Source organism: Actinotignum timonense (genome assembly GCF_900155575.1).
GTDB lineage: Bacteria > Actinomycetota > Actinomycetes > Actinomycetales > Actinomycetaceae > Actinotignum > Actinotignum timonense.
Genome location: NZ_LT706966.1, coordinates 1570358 through 1586331, shown reverse-complemented (window position 1 = coordinate 1586331; position 15974 = coordinate 1570358). Strand labels below are relative to the sequence as shown.

Below are 15974 nucleotides of genomic sequence, written 5' to 3'. Positions count from 1 at the left end.
CGGGCCGGGTAACTTAGGCATCGATCTTGTCGTAGGAAATATGCTCGGCGCCTTCGACAATAAATTCGCGGCGCGGAGCCACCTCGTTACCCATGAGCACCTCAAAAACGGACTCGGCTTCCCGCAGCGCGGCTTCGTCCTCGATCCGGATGCGCCGCAGGGTGCGGTGGGCCGGATCCATGGTGGTTTCCGCGAGCTGGTGCGCGTCCATCTCCCCCAGGCCCTTGTAGCGCTGGATGGGTTCCTTATAGGTTTTCCCGGCGCGTTCGAGCTTCTTGAGTTCCCGATGCAATTCCTCTTCGGAATAGGTATAAATATACGATCCCTTTTTCCCGCCGCGGCCGGCCACTTCGATGCGGTGCAGCGGCGGCACCGCGGCGAAAACCCGCCCGGCTTCCACGAGGGGACGCATATAGCGGAAGAACAGGGTGAGCAGGAGGGTGCGGATATGGGCGCCGTCCACGTCCGCGTCCGTCATCATAATAATTTTCCCGTAGCGCGCTGCCGCGAGGTCAAACGTGCGCCCGGAGCCGGCCCCCACCACCTGAATAATGGAAGAAACTTCCTGGTTGCGCAGAATATCCGCGGGCGAGGCGCGCTGCACATTAAGAATCTTGCCGCGGATGGGTAGCAGCGCCTGGAATTCCGAAGAACGCGCCAGTTTCGCGGTGCCCAGCGCCGAATCCCCCTCGACGATAAAAAGTTCGGTGTGCTCAATATCATCGCTGCGGCAATCGGCGAGCTTGGCGGGCAGGGTCGAATTTTCGAGCGCGTTTTTGCGCCGCGAGATTTCCTTATGGACACGCGCAGCCACCCGAGCCCGCATTTCCGCCACGATTTTTTCGAGGAGCCGCGAGGTTTCGGTTTTTTGGTCGCGTTTCGTGGACGCCAGGATACTGTGGAGTTGTGCGGCGACGACGCGCGCCACGATGGGGCGCACTGCCGCCGTCCCCAGGATCTCCTTCGTTTGCCCCTCGAATTGGGGTTCGGCTAGCCGGACCGTGACAACCGCGGTCATCCCGGCCAAAATATCGTCTTTTTCGATTTTGGCATCTTTGGCGGTGAGCTTGAGGCGCCGCGAATTGGTGTCGATCAGGGCGCGCAGGGTTTTCACCACGCCCTGTTCGAAGCCGCTCTGATGCGCCCCTCCCCCGGGGGTGCGAATAATATTAACGAAGGATTCCGTGGTGGTGTCATATCCGGTCCCCCAGCGTAGGGCCACATCCACTTCGCAGGTGCGTTCAACTTCCTGGGCGCGCAAATGCCCGCTTTCCGGGTCGAGCACCTGCACGTTTTCGGTGAACGTTTCGCTACCCGTGAGGTGCATGGTGGCGGTGAGTGCCGGATCGGTAGCCAGGTAGTCCGCAAAATCGACAACGCCGCCCTCGTAGTGGAACACTTCCTCATGGGGACCGTTCTCCCCCGGAGTGCCCGCCAAGCCGCGCTCATCACGAATGGTGATGGTCAGGCCGGGCACCAGGAACGCGGATTGGCGTACCCGTTCGGTAAGCAGGTCATAGGAGAATTCTGCTTCGGCCAGGAAAATCTGGGGGTCAGCCCAGTAACGCACGGATGTTCCGGTGTTTTTCTTCGCGACTTTTCCGACTATGTCAAGTTCGCTGCCGTGGGTGAAAGCTTCGAAAGGTGCTTCCGGGGAGGGCTGGGCACCATCCTGGAAACGCCCGGGTTCCCCGCGCTTGAATTGCATCTGGTAAATCTTGCCGCCGCGCCGAACTTTCACGTCCATACGGGCGGAAAGGGCATTGACCACCGAAGCACCCACTCCGTGGAGGCCGCCGGAAGCGGAATAGGATCCCCCGCCGAATTTCCCGCCGGCGTGCAGGCGGGTGTACACAACTTCCACGCCGGAAAGTCCCACCCCGGGGACGGTATCCACGGGGACGCCGCGGCCGTCGTCGGTTACCTCAACCGAACCGTCAGCGTAGAGGGTGACGGTGATATGGGTGGCGAATCCTTCCAGGGCTTCGTCAATGCCGTTGTCGATGATTTCCCAGAGGCAGTGCATGAGTCCGCGTGAATCCGTGGAGCCGATGTACATGCCGGGGCGTTTGCGCACGGCTTCCAGGCCTTCGAGGACTTGGAGGTGACGAGCTGAGTATTCTTCGGAAGTTGACACACCGGTAGTTTACGCGAACGGCTGTTCGCGAGCCTGCGCGGCGCGCGTGAATGTATGTGAAAGTGCGTGAAAGTGCGTGAGAGTGTGTGAATCCCACGGTTCACACCAATCCCAGCGGGGCACATTAACTCAAAAGCGGCCCGGGTGGGCCGCTGGTGGTGAGATCGAAGCGAAGCTAGGCGATATTTTCGCGTTCGTCTTGAATCTCAAGGGCATCTTCACGCAGCTTATCGAGGTGCTGGGAAGCATGATGGCCGCAGAAGAAAAGTTCTCCATAAGGCAGGCGTACCCGAACGTAAGCCTGGGCTCCGCAGGCATCGCAACGATCCTGCGCGGTCAAGGGAGCTAATTCAGTCAATGTAGTACTCACATACCTATCAAAGCATAAAAGGGCGCGCTTATTCCTGAGGAGAAGATCACCCCGGGCCTGTGCTCTCGGTAAGCTGAACACATGGGTGTTTCTCAGGCGCACGGTATTTCTTCTGGCTACGCTGCCCTCGATCTGGAAACCACCGGTTTAGATGCTCGCACTGACCGGATTGTGGAGATCGGGGTGGTGCTTCTGGATGAGCAGGGCAACCCGGAGCGCGAATGGGACAGCCTGGTGAACCCGCTGCGGCCCATGGGAGCTACGGAGATTCACGGAGTACACGGTGCGGAAGTGGCACAGGCGCCGTCGTTCTCACAACTGCTCCCCCACGTGGAACGGTTGCTGCACGGGCGTATCCTCGTGGCGCATAATGCCCGCTTTGACCTGGGTTTTCTCAACGAGGCTTTTCGCCGGGCCGGAAGCCCGCTACGTATCCCGCTCAGCGCCGCCGTGTGCACGATGGACCTCTCGCGCATTTACGTTCCGGAGGGGCGCCATTCCCTCATGGCCGTGGCGCGCCGAGCCGGCATTGAGATAGAAGAACACCACCACGCCATCACGGATGCGCGCATGTGCGGGCGGCTCCTGGCGGAATATCTGCGCCGGGAGGCGCGCGGGGAGCGCTACGCCACCAGCGCGCACAGCCGAGACGGGCGGGAAATAACAGCAGCGGCGTGGGACGATGCTCGCCGCCACGCCGCTGAGATTATTTGGCCCACCCCGCTATTCGAGGTGGAGTTTCCCGGTGTGCGCCGCGCGCGCCGGGAACCTACCACGCCTGGTTTTACTCCAGGTAGTCACGCAGCACCTGCGAACGGCTCGGGTGGCGCAGCTTAGACATGGTCTTGGATTCGATCTGGCGAATGCGTTCGCGGGTGACCCCGTAGACCTTGCCGATTTCGTCCAGGGTTTTCGGCTGGCCGTCGGTGAGGCCAAAGCGCATGGAAACCACCCCGGCTTCGCGTTCGGACAGGGTATCGAGAACGCGATGGAGCTGCTCTTGGAGCAGAGTGAAGCCGACGGCGTCCGCCGGAACCACCGCTTCGGAATCCTCAATGAGGTCACCGAATTCGGAATCGCCATCTTCACCGAGCGGGGTGTGCAGGGAAATGGGTTCCCGGCCGTACTTTTGAACTTCGACGACCTTTTCTTCGGTCATATCCAGTTCTTTCGCCAGTTCCTCGGTGGTTGGTTCCCGCCCGAGTTCCTGGAGCATCTGGCGCTGGACCCGCGCGAGCTTGTTGATGACTTCGACCATATGCACCGGGATGCGGATGGTACGAGCCTGGTCCGCCATCGCGCGGGTAATGGCCTGGCGAATCCACCAGGTGGCGTAGGTGGAGAACTTGTAGCCCTTGGCGTAGTCAAACTTTTCGACGGCGCGCACCAGCCCCAAATTCCCTTCCTGAATGAGATCAAGGAAGAGCATGCCGCGGCCCGTGTAGCGCTTAGCCAAAGAAACTACCAGGCGAAGATTCGCTTCGAGCAGGTGGTTCTTGGCGTGCTTGCCATCGCGGGAAATAATCCGCAATTCACGGATATAGGCGTGGTCTTTCTCCTTATCGAGATTACCCTGGTCCAGCAGGTGCTGAGCGTAGAGCCCGGCCTCGATTCGCTTGGCGAGTTCCACTTCTTCCGCGGCGTTGAGCAGGGGCACTTTACCGATCTGCTTGAGGTAGTCCTTGACCGGATCCGCGGTAGCACCGGCAACGTGAACACGCACCGCCGGTTCATCCGAATCATCGGAATCCTTGACGGTGAAACCGCCCCGGGAATTACGCCCAGTTGTTTCCGTTTTGGCGGCGCTATCCGTTTCCTTATCGGCTTCGTCCTCTTCTTCCTCGGGCTCCTCTTCGGAGTCCTCAGAATCGTCTTCGTCGTCCTCGAGATCGTCATCTAGATCCTCGGCATCAACATCCTCAGCATCGACGTCGAAATCTTCATCCTCGAGATCCTCATGTTCTTCAGGTTCTTCCGGTTCTTCCTGCTTAGCGGTAGCACGCTTCGAGGTGGCCTTCTTCGAGGTAGAAGCCGCCTTGGATTCAGCTGCCTTGGACGTGGTCTTCTTCGCGGCAGTCTTGCGGGTAGCCGGCTTTTTAGCGGCCGGCTTCTCCTCCTTGGATTCCGCGGTGGATGCGGAAGCCTCCGTGGCAGCCGCAGCAGTTTCCTGAGCTTCGGCTTCAGCGGCTGCCTTCTTAGTGGAGGTCTTCTTCGCCGCGGTGGACTTCGCGGTGGTGGACTTCGTAGCAGTTGACTTAGTAGCGGCTGACTTCGCGGTGGTGGCCTTCTTCGCGGAAGAAGCCGAAGAAGCCGCCTTGGATTCGGCCGCTTTAGATTCAGCTGCCTTGGATTCGCTTGCCTTGGAGGTGGTCTTCTTGGTGGCAGTCTTCTTGGTAGTGGTGGCCTTGGCTGCACTGGCCTTCTTAGCGGCCGGCTTCTTCGCAGCCGTTGTGCTTTCGGAAGCAGTAGCTGCCGAGGTGGCCGATGCCGTGCGACTGGAGGAGCGAGAGGCCGCCTTCTTCTTCGTACCCGAAGCGGATGCGGAGACCGCGGTGTCCTTTTCCACGGCAGCGGTTTCTTGTGCACTGGCAGACTTTGTGGCCACGTGAGACCTTTCCCTAGTGTTATCAACGAATGCCGAGAACCGGCACGGGGTATCCACCCCAAAGAGCTACTTAGCGGAACGCGCCCGACCCGCTTTTTGTTCCCCGGCCTCCCCAACGTGCCAATCCTCACATAACATTCTTATCCCCGGCGACTATAGTTCTCCCACTTCCGCGAGCGCGAACTTTCCTGCCGGCGCGAACCTCCGCAGCGCGAACTTTCCTGCCGGCGCGAACCTCCGCCGCCACGAACTTCCCCGCCAGCGCACATACCACATTCACCCACGCAGCTACTTAGGCAGCTTGCCTGCCGGGTCCGTAGCGGTCCATAGTTTCCGGTTGTTGGTCCACAGCTTTCGGTTCAATATCCACCGAACCGCACGGTGTGGCCGCGTCACCAAGGCCGCCGCTATCCGCGGCCCCTTCACCGCCACTACGAGCTTTGGTGCGCGAGCACCTCCCACTCCCGTTCGGGCCTAGCAGCCAAGGCGGCAGCGCGTTCCATTCGGCAGCGTCTTTGAGCATGCGCGCCAGGCGCGAGCCGGGATTGATTTCCAGCGCTTCTTGAGCGCGTAGCGCTGTCATGGAGTTTTGACCCACCCACCAGGCTAAATACGCCGAGCAGGCATAGGGAACTTCCACTCCTTCCGGAGCCAGCCGAGCTAATTCATCCAGCAGTGCCATCATCCCCAAAGCCCGCACAATATTGGGGCGCTCCCCCACCCCGGTGGCAAAGCCCACCGCGGGATCAACGGATGACATCGGTAGCAGTGGATCGTGTTCAAGGGACACCTGCAAGATTTTGTCCCGAATAGGAATATGCGTGAGCCCGGCCAGCGCCCGCCCCGCTTCGCGGGTGGTGATACGCGGCGGGCCGGCTTGGCGGCGGCGCACCACCCGGGCGAGGAGCATATCCCAATGCTCTTCCAGCGCGGTGACCTCCTCCCCGCGTGCTTCTTCCAGTGCCACGGCGGTATTACGCATCCGGGTGGGACTGGCTTTGACGATATTCCGGCTCGGTTCTTGTTCCAGCGGAGCCGAACCCTTATATACAAGAGCAGCCGCTGCCTCGGTAGATTCCAGTTCTTCCCAAGGGCAAAATGTTTCTTCTCCCATATCCATAAACCCTTCATTATCAGCAATGAAAAAATCACAACTCCACGCATCGCGAGTGCCCGGGTCGCCATCCCAGAGCCGGGAAAGAGCAGCGCAGAGCAGCTCCAGGAGGGCCAGCACCGAGGCGAATTCGCGGGTGTGCGCGAAGCGAACAAAACTTGGGCAGTACACCACCGCCACGCAGCTGAACATGCGGCAGGCAGCTACCGCGTCAGTGATCTGCCGGGCAACATAGGGTGAGATAGGCCCGGCACGCAGATCCACCCGAATGAGCGGCGTTTCACCCCCGGCCACGGCAACATCCGGTCGCTGCGAAGATTCCAGGGAACCGAACCATTGCGGTAATTCCTCACCCTCCGGGCCCACGGCCCGGTGTATTTCCGGGCTTCCCCCGAAGAGTACGAAGTGGTGGCGCGGGTAATAGCCCAGCAGATGGGGAATAACAGCGAGGGCATCGCGCGGATGATGAAGTGTGATTGTGTCCATAGCGCTAGATAACCAGCTTCGGCAAGCGCGTGCTCGCGAGTGCCGGTACCCTGTGGATGGGGCGCGCACCTCACGAATCTGTGGATAAAAGAAGCGGAGTACGAGCAATGCAGTGGAGCACTCGCGATTTCACCAACGGGGTTGATAGCCGTATTGAGGCGCGTTTGGATTCGTTGCGCCGCTGGAATCAGCCCGAGGTGGAGGATTTCATCGATACGGTTACCGCGCTGGCATCCGGCGGTAAGCGGACCCGGGCGCGGCTGGTGCGGGCCGGGATGCTCGCTACTCTCCCGGATCCTACCTGCCCGGATATGGTGGCGGCAGTGCGTTTGGGCGCGGCCGTGGAGCTTTTCCAGCTCGCGGCTCTTATTCACGACGATATTATTGACGCTTCTGCCACGCGCCGCGGGGTCCCCACCGTGCATGCCGAGCTGGCGAATTATCACCGCGCATCGGGCTGGGATGGTTCCCCGGAACGCTACGGTTTCCGTTCCGGTTTGATTGTGGGTGATGCCGTGCTGGCGCTGGCGTCTCAAGAAGCGGTGAGCGCCGGGCGCACCGCACCCCTCGAGCCGTTCTTCACCATGTGTGAGGACGTTGGTATCGGCCAGTTTCTTGATATCCGTTGCGAATACACCCGCGCGGCTACCCGGGAAGATATCCACGCGATTATCACCCATAAAACGGTCTCGTATTCCGCGCTCTTCCCCCTGCTTATCGGGGCGGCGCTCGCCGAACAACCCGCCCCGGAAACAATCGCAGATTTGCGGGCTTTCGCCATGCCTTTCGGTGAGGCCTTCCAATTGCGCGACGATATCCTAGGGATTTTTGGCGATCCGGCCGTCACCGGCAAACCCGCCGGCGATGACCTCACGGAAGGGAAAAACACTTTCCTCTTCCTCGAAACATTGGAGCGGGTCAGCGAGGTGGATGCCCGGTGGCTGCGGTCCTTGCGTGGGAAGCGTCTGGAGGGCGACGACGTCGTTCGCGCTCGGGCCCTCATGGAGGACTCTGGAGCGCGGGCTCACGTGGAAAAGATGATTCGCCAACGTGAAGATAGTGCGCGGGCTATCTTGCCGCGCCTGAATGAGGCCGCCCGCGAGAGCTTAGGGGAACTCCTCCAGCGCCTGCGTTCACGCACCCACTAGAAAGCCAGGCCGGCGATGACGCGCCGGACCGCATGAGTATGCCCGCCAATGAGGGCGCCCAATGGGGTGTCGCGTAGTTCCGGTTCGAAGCGGCGTAGCCATTCCTGGGCTTCGTCGTCGTTATATCCGGCATCGCGCAGGGAAATAATGGTGCCGCGCAGCGAGGGCAGGGGCACGCGTTGCCCCTCTTTCACCACGAATTGCCCCGCATCGGCATAGAGGGCGTTATTTTCCCCGCGCCGTACCGCCAGGAAACGGGCATCGCGCAACTGGGAGCGCACCGTACGCAGATCGGTTTCGAGGTAATCGGCCAGCTCCGGAAGGCTCAACCACGTCACAGTTGTATTCTCTTTTTCCACGCTTCCCATCTTAATGCCGCGGCCGTTCAGGCGCGCAGGTGGGCAAGGGCGCGGCGTCGTCGCCATTACAAAATCGTCACAATCTGGTGACATTTTCACAACAGTGCACTATTGTCACAAGTGGAACAGCGGCCGGGGCGCAATCGAGATGTCCCCCGCACCGGCCAGGAAGTGAGAAACGGTGGGATCGAAGGCGAATCTGGCGCGTTTGCGGGCGCAGGCACCGGCCCCGCGCTACGAGCTTTCGCACGCGGAAATCGCGGCGCGTTTGAATGCGATTATCGCCCCGAGCCGGGCGGAAACGCAGAAGATGGTGCGTGATACGGCGGCGCTTATGGGCGTCAACCCTCGGCTTGCAATGGCGCATGCCTATATCGAATCCGGTTTTAATTCCCGGGCGCTTTCCCCCAGCGGGGCGGCGGGTGTGATGCAGCTGATTCCCGCGGCTTCGCGGTGGGCGGGGCGGATGGTCGGCCGGGATCTGGACTGGCTCATTCCCGCGGATAATATCACCGCAGGTATTGCGATTATTCGCTATTTGCAGCGCCATACCGCCAGTACTCACGAGGCGATTGCCGCCTACTACCAGGGCCTGGCGCGGCTGCGGGAGGCGGGGCCGTATCCCTCTACCCAAAAGTATGTGCTGCGGGTATTGCGCGCGGCCAAGAGTTTCTAAACGCGGCGTTGCGAAGCGGCGCGCTACCCTAGGTGTGTGACTATTCCTTCCCTGCCGGCCGGGTGGCTTGAGGGCCGCTACCGTCTCGACGCCCCGGTGGCGCGCGGCGGGATGGCCACGGTGTACCGCGGCTACGATACGAAGCTGGATCGCGCGGTAGCGATCAAAATTATGCACCCCGATTTGGCCGCCCTCGATGATTTCACGCGGCTTTTTCAGCGGGAAGCGCGGGCGGTTGCCGCGCTGAGCAGCCCGCATATCGTCACTATTTATGACCGCGGGGTATGGAACGACGGCGCAGCTGAGCGCGCGTACCTCGTTATGGAATACGTGCCCGGCCCCACGCTGCGCCACGAGCTGGAGCGCCTGGGTTCCTTCCAGCTCGGCACCGCACTTGATATCTGCGACCAGGTGCTCCAGGGCCTGGCCGCTGCCCACCGTGCCGGCATTATCCACCGGGATATCAAACCGGAAAATATTTTATTCGACGACGCCTGCCCGCCGCCCTCCCCCGTCCGCCTTCCACAGCTCGCGGTGACAGTGACCGATTTCGGCTTGGCCCACGCGGTAAGTGCTTCCTCGGGGGCGCTGCCGCGCTGGGGAACTCTTGCCTATACCGCTCCGGAAATTTTAGAGCAGCGGGCGGCGAGCCCGGCCTGCGATATTTATGCCACCGGCCTGGTGCTTTTTGAGCTACTCGCCGGGCGCCTGCCCTGGGCCGGGTATTCAGCCGCGCAGCTCGCGGCGGCCCAGGCCCGGGATGATCTGCCGCGCCTGGCCAGGGATAATCCGTGGCTGCCGGCGCAGGTGGATTCTTTTATCGGGGTGCTCACCGCGAAGAATCCGGCGGATCGCCCGGCGAGCGCCGTGGAGGCCCGTGAGTTGCTGCGGGGGCTGCGGGCTGGCGTCGCTGATGATGCCGCGCTGCGGCGTATTCCGGTCACGCCGCGCCGCCCGCAGCCGGTGCACCGTGAGGATGTGGCGGGGGGGCGNCTCGCCGCACGGTGCGGGAACACCGCGGCAGCGCGGCGCTGGGCGGCGGCGCGCCCGCGTGTGGCGGATTGCTGCCTGGGTGTGCGCAATTGCGCTGCTATCTGGGGCAGCCGGTGCCACCTGGGCGCTCACGGCCGGCCCGTGGGCGCGGGTAACGGTGCCTGAGCTTGCTACCGGTCTCACCCAGGCACGCAGCCAGATGGAGGCGCTCGGGCTCACGGTGGAGACGGAGGTGCGCGGCGGGAACGGCGCGGCACCGGGCACCGTACTGGGTAGCGATCCGGAGGCGGGGAGCCGAGTACGCCCGGGAAGCACCGTTGAGCTTCTCGTTGCTGGCGCGGCCCCTGATTCAACCGTTCCCGATGTGGCGGATATGGCGGAGGCAGAGGCGCGCGCCGTGCTCGAAAAAGCGGGCTTCCAGGTGCAGGTACGCTACCGGGAAACCCGGGCTGCCGCGCCGGGCACCGTGCTGCGCCAGGATCCTGGCCCCGGGGTGAGCGCCGCACCCGGGCAGAAGGTCACCCTTATTATTGCGGCGCGGTAGCCAGGTCGCGTTAGCCCGGTCCAAGCTTCGCCCCGGCACCCAGCCGCGAACGCACCCAAGCAGAGCCGTGGCAGCGCCAGGTCGCGCTCGCCCCGCCCTCGTTTTACAGGTGCACGTCACGCAGCATTTCGGCCAGCTGGTAAGCCAGCTCGAGGGACTGCTGGTGGTTCAGGCGCGGATCGACCAGCGATTCGTAGCGTTCGGTGAGGGTCTCCTCGAAGATCTCTTCGGAGCCGCCCAGCACCTCCGTCACATCATCCCCGGTCAGTTCCACGTGGATACCGCCCGGGTGGCTACCGAGCGCTTCATGAACCGCGAAGAACCCGCGGATTTCCGCCATAATATCGCTTAGACGGCGGGTCTTAATTCCATTGGAAGCCTTGATGGTGTTTCCGTGCATGGGATCCGAAACCCAGGTAACCGGGCGGCCATCACGCTGCACCGCTTCCACCAGGGGCGGCAGGGCTTCTTCTACCCGCCCGGCACCCATGCGGGTAATGAAGGTGAGTCGGCCCGGTTCACCTTCCGGATTGAGCTTATCGATAAGGGCGAGAGCGGTATCTGGCGTCGTCGTCGGACCTAATTTCACCCCGATCGGGTTACGTGCGTGGGAGAACATTTCCACGTGAGCGCCATTGACATCGCGGGTGCGTTCCCCGATCCACAGGAAGTGGGCGGAGGTGAGGTAGGGCTCGTGGGTGCGCGAGTCGATGCGCATCATAATTTCCTCGAAGGGCAGCACCAGGCCCTCGTGGGAGGAATACAGTTGTGTTTCTGCCAGCTGGGCGCCGTCGACCCCGGCCGCGGTCACAAAACGCATGGCGCGATCAATTTCGCTCGCGGTTTTTTCGTACCGCACGTAGGCCGGGTTGGCAATAAAACCGCGGTTCCAATCGTGCACGGAACGCAGGTCGGCGAAACCGCCGCGCGTGAAAGCCCGCATGAGGTTAAGAGTGGCCACCGAGTACAGGTAGGCCTCCTCTAAACGGTGCGGATCGTGGCGGCGCGCCGCGGCCGTGAATTCGTGCCCGTTAATGGAATCGCCCAGGTAGGAGGGCAAGGTAGTATCCCCAATAGTTTCGGTGGCCTGGGAGCGCGGCTTGGAGTACTGGCCGGCCATCCGCCCGATTTTCACCACCGGCACCGACGCCCCGTAGGTCAAAATAACTGACATTTGCAGGAGGGTACGCACCTTGGCGCGGATGCGATCCGCGGTGATTTGCTCGAAAGATTCGGCGCAATCCCCACCCATGAGGACGAAAGCTTCGCCGCGTTGCGCGGCCGCGATACTTTCGCGGAGCCGATCGCATTCACCCGCAAAAACCAGGGGCGGCATTTTCGCCAAGCGCTGCATAACCGCAGCGAGCTCTGCTTCATCCTCGTAATGAGGTTGGTGCAGAGCGGGCTTCTCGCGCCAGGTGTGGGCTAGCGCGGCAATTTTATGAGTATCGTCCTCAAACATAAACGAAATCTTAGCCCGGAACGGGTGCGCGGGCGGAATCGCGTCGGAGCAATGAGACGCGACCGGCACGAAAACCACCCGGCACCATCCGCGCGCGGCGCCGCAAAACGCAGACCGCACCATCCACGCGCGGCACCGCAAAACGCGAACCGCACCACCGCGGGCTCCGCACAAAAAACTCGCCCCGCACCAGGTCAACCGGTACGGGGCGAGCAATCACGTGTGGATACGGTTCAGCCGGACCACCCAGGCCCACGGCGCAGCCGCATTAGGCGTGCGGGCGGACCTCCTGGCCGATGGCCTTCATGGTCTCCATGAACCAATCCTGGGTGATATCGAAAGCCTTGTGGCCCTTCACCCGCGGGAAAGCAATATTGGTGAGGACGTTACCGTTTTCCTCATCGTGGCCGATGAGGCCGGGCTTGCCTTCCAGGGCGCACTGCACGGCCAGATCCACCATGCCCTTGATGAGGCGCAGGTCCTCAGCGTTGGCGTGCCAGGCGCGCGAGAAGTACCCGGACTTTTGTACCATGACCTTTTCCGCGCCGAGCTTCTGCGCGAATTGCTCCGCGAACCAGCGGCCCGGATTGACCTTATCGAGCTGAACGTGCCCGAAGGGATCGCGCGGCACTTCCTGGCCGGCGGCTTCCATTTCGGCCACGATTTCATCCACGCCCGCACCTTCGGAAAGGAAGATATTGACGTTGCCGATCTCATCCATGATCTTCTTGAGGCGCTCGGCTTCGCCGTTGATGTCCAGCGCCATTTCGGGCAGGAACACGGCATGTACATCCCAGCGTTCCTTGGTCAGGCCCAGCGCCGGAGCCCATTCCTGCTCCTGAACCCAATCGTGGTAGTACTTGGAGGCCTGCGCGGTGAGGTAGCCGCAATTGCGCCCCATAACTTCGTGCACGATGAGCATGCGCGGGTTGGAACGATGCTCACCAATAATATGCTGGGCGTAAAGCGAGGCTTCTTCCGCGGCGGTCCAGGCACCCAGAGACTGGCGCACCGGAATAATGTCATTATCGATGGTCTTAGGTAGGCCCACCACCACGAGGTGATGCCCGTTTTCTTCCAGGTAGGCGGCCAGATCCGCGGCGGTGGTATTCGTATCATCACCGCCGATGGTGTGGAGCACATCCACGCCATCTTCCACGAGGCGCTGGGCGGCGAATTCCAGCGGGTTCACGCCTTCTTCCACGAGGCCACGCTTGACCAGATCCTCGGTATTGGTCAGCTTGACGCGAGAGTTACCGATGGGCGAACCGCCGAAACGGTGCAGGATATGGGCCTGTTCGCGCCCTTCCTTATCGATGGTGATGTAATTCCCGGTGAGCAGCCCGTGGTAGCCATGCTGGTAGGCAATAATTTCCACATCGGGCGCAATTTCCGTATAGCGCTCAATGAGGCCACCCACGGCCGAGGACAAACACGGGGCGAAACCTCCGGCGGTCAAGAGCGCAACGCGGCGGACAGTCATCGTTAACCTTCCGTTTCTGATTGGGGGATTATTCCGCTGTTGATTATACCCGCCGCTATAGTGTCTTTCATGGGAGAAGGACCTACAGGCGAGCGCCCCGAAAATAGCTTCGATGCGCAGTGGGACAAGATCGCGCGCGAACTGGAAGCCGAAGGCGTGGGAGCGAATATCGATAGCGCCCGCGAAGGCGGCGGCGCGCTGCCTCCGGTGGATACTTCCCCGCGTTACACCGATGCCGCGTGGGCGCTGGGTGGCGGGCGCGCGGCCGGCCCGCGCGATTGGTCCCCGGCCCCGGAAGATTCAGATTTTTCCGACGACGACGCCACTTTCGACCCGGCCTCTCGCGAAGAATATTATGTTCCCCAAGCCCCTGCGCACCGCTACGCCAGTCTCGCTTGGGTGGCCACCGGGGTGCTGGTTCTCATCAGTGCACTCATGTTTATCGGCCTGCTGCCCGCTCCGCGCCTGACCGCGTGGATCCTGGCCGGCGGGGCACTGGTGGGCGTGGTGGTCGCCATTATTTTGACGGCACCCGCCCGCGAAGATACCGATCCGTACGACGACGGCGCCCGCCTCTAGCGCGCCACTTCCGCTCGAATTTGTGTCGTAGCTCCGCGCTAGGCTAAAAATCATGACAGCACGGCATATTCCGCCGCCCGGCGGCCGGATCGATACCGAACCTATTGAGGTGTATCGATCCGGCCGCCCGTTGCTGCCCCGCCAGCTGGAATTCGCGGACCTCGGTACTCCCCTGGAGGAAGTGACTTTCGTGGTGGTGGACGTGGAAACCACCGGAGGGCGGCCCGGGGCGCATTCACTTACCGAAATTGGGGCGGTGAAGGTGTGCGGCGGTGAGGTGGTGCAGGAGTTTTCCTCACTCGTTAATCCCGGGGTTCCCATCCCTGCCCAGATCACCGTGCTCACCGGAATCACCACCGCGATGACGGTGAGCGCTCCCCCGCTCAGCGAGGTCCTCCCTGCTTTTCTCAATTTTCTCGAGGCGGATGTCCCAGCGCTTGACGGTGGAGCTCCTGTTTCCGGCGGTGGGACTCCCGTTCCAAGCAGTAGAGTGCCTGCCCGAAACCGGGCGGCGGAGCCACCGGTGCTCGTGGCTCATAATGCCCACTTTGATATGTCCCATTTGCGCGGAGCTTGCGAAGCGATAGATGTGGCGTGGCCGCGGCTGCGCGTTCTCGATACCCTCGGGCTGGCGCGCCGTATTTTTACCCGCGATGAAGTCCCCAATCACAAATTGAGCACCCTGGCTGGCTACTGCCGGGCAGCGGTGCAGCCAAGCCACCGTGCCCTCGATGATGCGCGGGCCACCGTGGATGTGCTCCACGCAATGATCGGGCGGCTCGGCCCGCTCGGTGTCACCCATATTGAGGACCTGCTCACCGCATCCAATCCGGTTCCGGCCCGCCGGCGCCGCCGCGCCGTGCTCGCCGATCACGTGCCACACGGCCCGGGTAGCTACCGTTTTATCGGCCCGAATAGCGAGGTGCTCTACGTGGGCAGCTCCGGGAATATGTACCGGAGGGTGCGCCAGTATTTCACCGCCGCGGAAAAACGCCGCCGCATGGCAGAAATGGTAGAACTGGCCACCCGGGTAGAAACCACCCCCACCGCCACTCTGCTAGAAGCGCGGGTGGGGGGGCTGCGCGATATCACCCGCTTCGACCCGCCCTATAATCGCCGCTCGCGCCGCCCGCAAACCCGCACCTGGATCAGCCTGGACACCACGCCCGTGGCGCGCCTGAAAATTACGCGCAGCTGTTCGGCAACGGAAGTCGCGAACTCCCTGGGGCCTTTTGGCTCCCGCAGCGCTGCCCGGCGCGCCGCTGAACTCATCGGCGATGAAGCCGGGCTCAACCCCGCCGGCCTCAACGTGCCACGCAAAGCGGATCTGAGCGATTGCCCGTGCCGTTTCGCCTCCCACGCGCCCTGCTATCTTGCCCCGCGGGGCACCGTGAATACCGCCGCAGTGGCCATCTCCCGCGCCCGCCGGCTGTTGGCCGGCTCCCTTGCCGAAGTATGGGATCACCAGATGGCCCGCATTGCCCGCCTGGCCGGTGCGGAGCGTTTCGAAGAAGCCGGAGTGGAACGCGACCGGCTTTCGGCACTCCTCACCGCAGCCCAGCGGCGGGAATTGTTGGTTCCGCTGTGGCAAGCAAGCTGCGTCGTCGCCGCATCTAAACGAGGGGACCACTGGGAAATCATCCTCGCGAGTTACGGCAGACTCCTTGCTACCGCGACAGTCAGCGAAGCCCGCGATGTTCCCGAACATGCCGCAGCGCTCCGCAGTGCAACTCCCCTGCCTGAGGCTCCCGCCCGCGCGGCCGAGCACGCCCACCCGGAGGAAACCCAGCTTCTGGCCGCGTGGCTAGCTGATCCGCGTTCGCGAGTGCTCGCTATTGAGGGCGAGGTTCCCCTCGCGGTCCCCCTCGCCTCCGCCCACCGCTTCGCCGCTTCCTTCCCGGGCGCCGAAGAATCGCCCGACTTGGCTGAGCGCTAAACCTCCCCCATTCTCGCCACCTATGTGCCGGACACCACATATACTGATGACGTTCGCATTCAATTACTGTTCGGAGATTCCG

General features: G+C 62.3%; 14 protein-coding genes. 7 read left to right on the top strand and 7 right to left on the bottom strand.

The window, feature by feature from the left end; translation table 11 throughout:
* Positions 1–13: 13 nt before the first annotated feature.
* Positions 14–2137, bottom strand: coding sequence for a DNA gyrase/topoisomerase IV subunit B (locus CZ322_RS06680; protein WP_087070684.1), 2124 nt, complete (start codon positions 2135–2137; stop codon positions 14–16).
* Between the two features lie 175 nt (positions 2138–2312).
* Entirely contained in the window at positions 2313–2507 is a 195-nt protein-coding gene (locus CZ322_RS06675) for a DUF7455 domain-containing protein (protein WP_026428827.1), read from the bottom strand.
* A gap of 81 nt (positions 2508–2588) precedes the next feature.
* On the opposite strand from CZ322_RS06675, the gene CZ322_RS06670 reads away from it, so the two are divergent.
* A complete protein-coding gene (locus CZ322_RS06670) occupies positions 2589–3344 on the top strand; it encodes a 3'-5' exonuclease (protein WP_087070683.1) in 756 nt (251 codons plus the stop codon).
* Here CZ322_RS06670 and CZ322_RS06665 read toward each other — a convergent pair.
* Positions 3292–5112 carry an RNA polymerase sigma factor gene (locus tag CZ322_RS06665; protein ID WP_200807182.1) on the bottom strand — a complete coding sequence of 607 codons (1821 nt, stop codon included), beginning with the start codon at positions 5110–5112 and terminating at the stop codon, positions 3292–3294. The two genes, CZ322_RS06670 and CZ322_RS06665, sit on opposite strands and share 53 nt — an antisense overlap.
* Positions 5113–5404: 292 nt before the next feature.
* Positions 5405–6712: a DUF4192 family protein gene (locus CZ322_RS06660; RefSeq protein WP_087070681.1), complete on the bottom strand. Its 1308-nt coding sequence runs from the start codon at positions 6710–6712 to the stop codon at positions 5405–5407.
* Positions 6713–6819: 107 nt separating this feature from the next.
* Here CZ322_RS06660 and CZ322_RS06655 point away from each other — a divergent pair, with 107 nt between their 5' ends.
* Positions 6820–7860, top strand: a complete 1041-nt coding sequence (locus CZ322_RS06655) for a polyprenyl synthetase family protein (RefSeq protein ID WP_159455013.1) — start codon at positions 6820–6822, stop codon at positions 7858–7860.
* Here CZ322_RS06655 and CZ322_RS06650 read toward each other — a convergent pair.
* The gene (locus tag CZ322_RS06650) at positions 7857–8228 is read right to left on the bottom strand and encodes an Rv2175c family DNA-binding protein (RefSeq protein ID WP_234984552.1); all 372 of its coding nucleotides are present in this window, start codon (positions 8226–8228) and stop codon (positions 7857–7859) included. The two genes, CZ322_RS06655 and CZ322_RS06650, sit on opposite strands and share 4 nt — an antisense overlap.
* A gap of 172 nt (positions 8229–8400) precedes the next feature.
* On the opposite strand from CZ322_RS06650, the gene CZ322_RS06645 reads away from it, so the two are divergent.
* The 3 genes from CZ322_RS06645 (at position 8401) to CZ322_RS10020 (ending at position 10432) form a co-directional block, all read left to right on the top strand.
* A complete protein-coding gene (locus CZ322_RS06645; protein WP_087070678.1) occupies positions 8401–8895 on the top strand; it encodes a lytic transglycosylase domain-containing protein in 495 nt (164 codons plus the stop codon).
* Between the two features lie 36 nt (positions 8896–8931).
* Positions 8932–10053 carry a serine/threonine-protein kinase gene (locus CZ322_RS06640; protein WP_087070677.1) on the top strand — a complete coding sequence of 374 codons (1122 nt, stop codon included), beginning with the start codon at positions 8932–8934 and terminating at the stop codon, positions 10051–10053.
* Positions 10046–10432: a PASTA domain-containing protein gene (locus tag CZ322_RS10020; RefSeq protein ID WP_159455012.1), complete on the top strand. Its 387-nt coding sequence runs from the start codon at positions 10046–10048 to the stop codon at positions 10430–10432. The genes CZ322_RS06640 and CZ322_RS10020 overlap by 8 nt, the downstream gene beginning before the upstream one ends.
* Positions 10433–10535: 103 nt before the next feature.
* On the opposite strand, the gene CZ322_RS06625 is transcribed toward CZ322_RS10020, so the two are convergent.
* Both CZ322_RS06625 and CZ322_RS06615 read right to left on the bottom strand, forming a co-directional pair.
* Positions 10536–11894, bottom strand: coding sequence for a class II 3-deoxy-7-phosphoheptulonate synthase (locus CZ322_RS06625; RefSeq protein ID WP_026428820.1), 1359 nt, complete (start codon positions 11892–11894; stop codon positions 10536–10538).
* A gap of 268 nt (positions 11895–12162) precedes the next feature.
* On the bottom strand, positions 12163–13377 hold the full coding sequence (locus tag CZ322_RS06615; RefSeq protein WP_087070675.1) for a pyrophosphate--fructose-6-phosphate 1-phosphotransferase: 1215 nt from the start codon (positions 13375–13377) through the stop codon (positions 12163–12165).
* Positions 13378–13446: 69 nt separating this feature from the next.
* Between CZ322_RS06615 and CZ322_RS06610 the strand changes: the two genes are divergently transcribed.
* Positions 13447–13956 carry an SdpI family protein gene (locus tag CZ322_RS06610; RefSeq protein WP_101657650.1) on the top strand — a complete coding sequence of 170 codons (510 nt, stop codon included), beginning with the start codon at positions 13447–13449 and terminating at the stop codon, positions 13954–13956.
* Between the two features lie 52 nt (positions 13957–14008).
* Entirely contained in the window at positions 14009–15892 is a 1884-nt protein-coding gene (locus CZ322_RS06605; protein ID WP_087070673.1) for a DEDD exonuclease domain-containing protein, read from the top strand.
* The last annotated feature ends 82 nt before the right edge of the window (positions 15893–15974 follow it).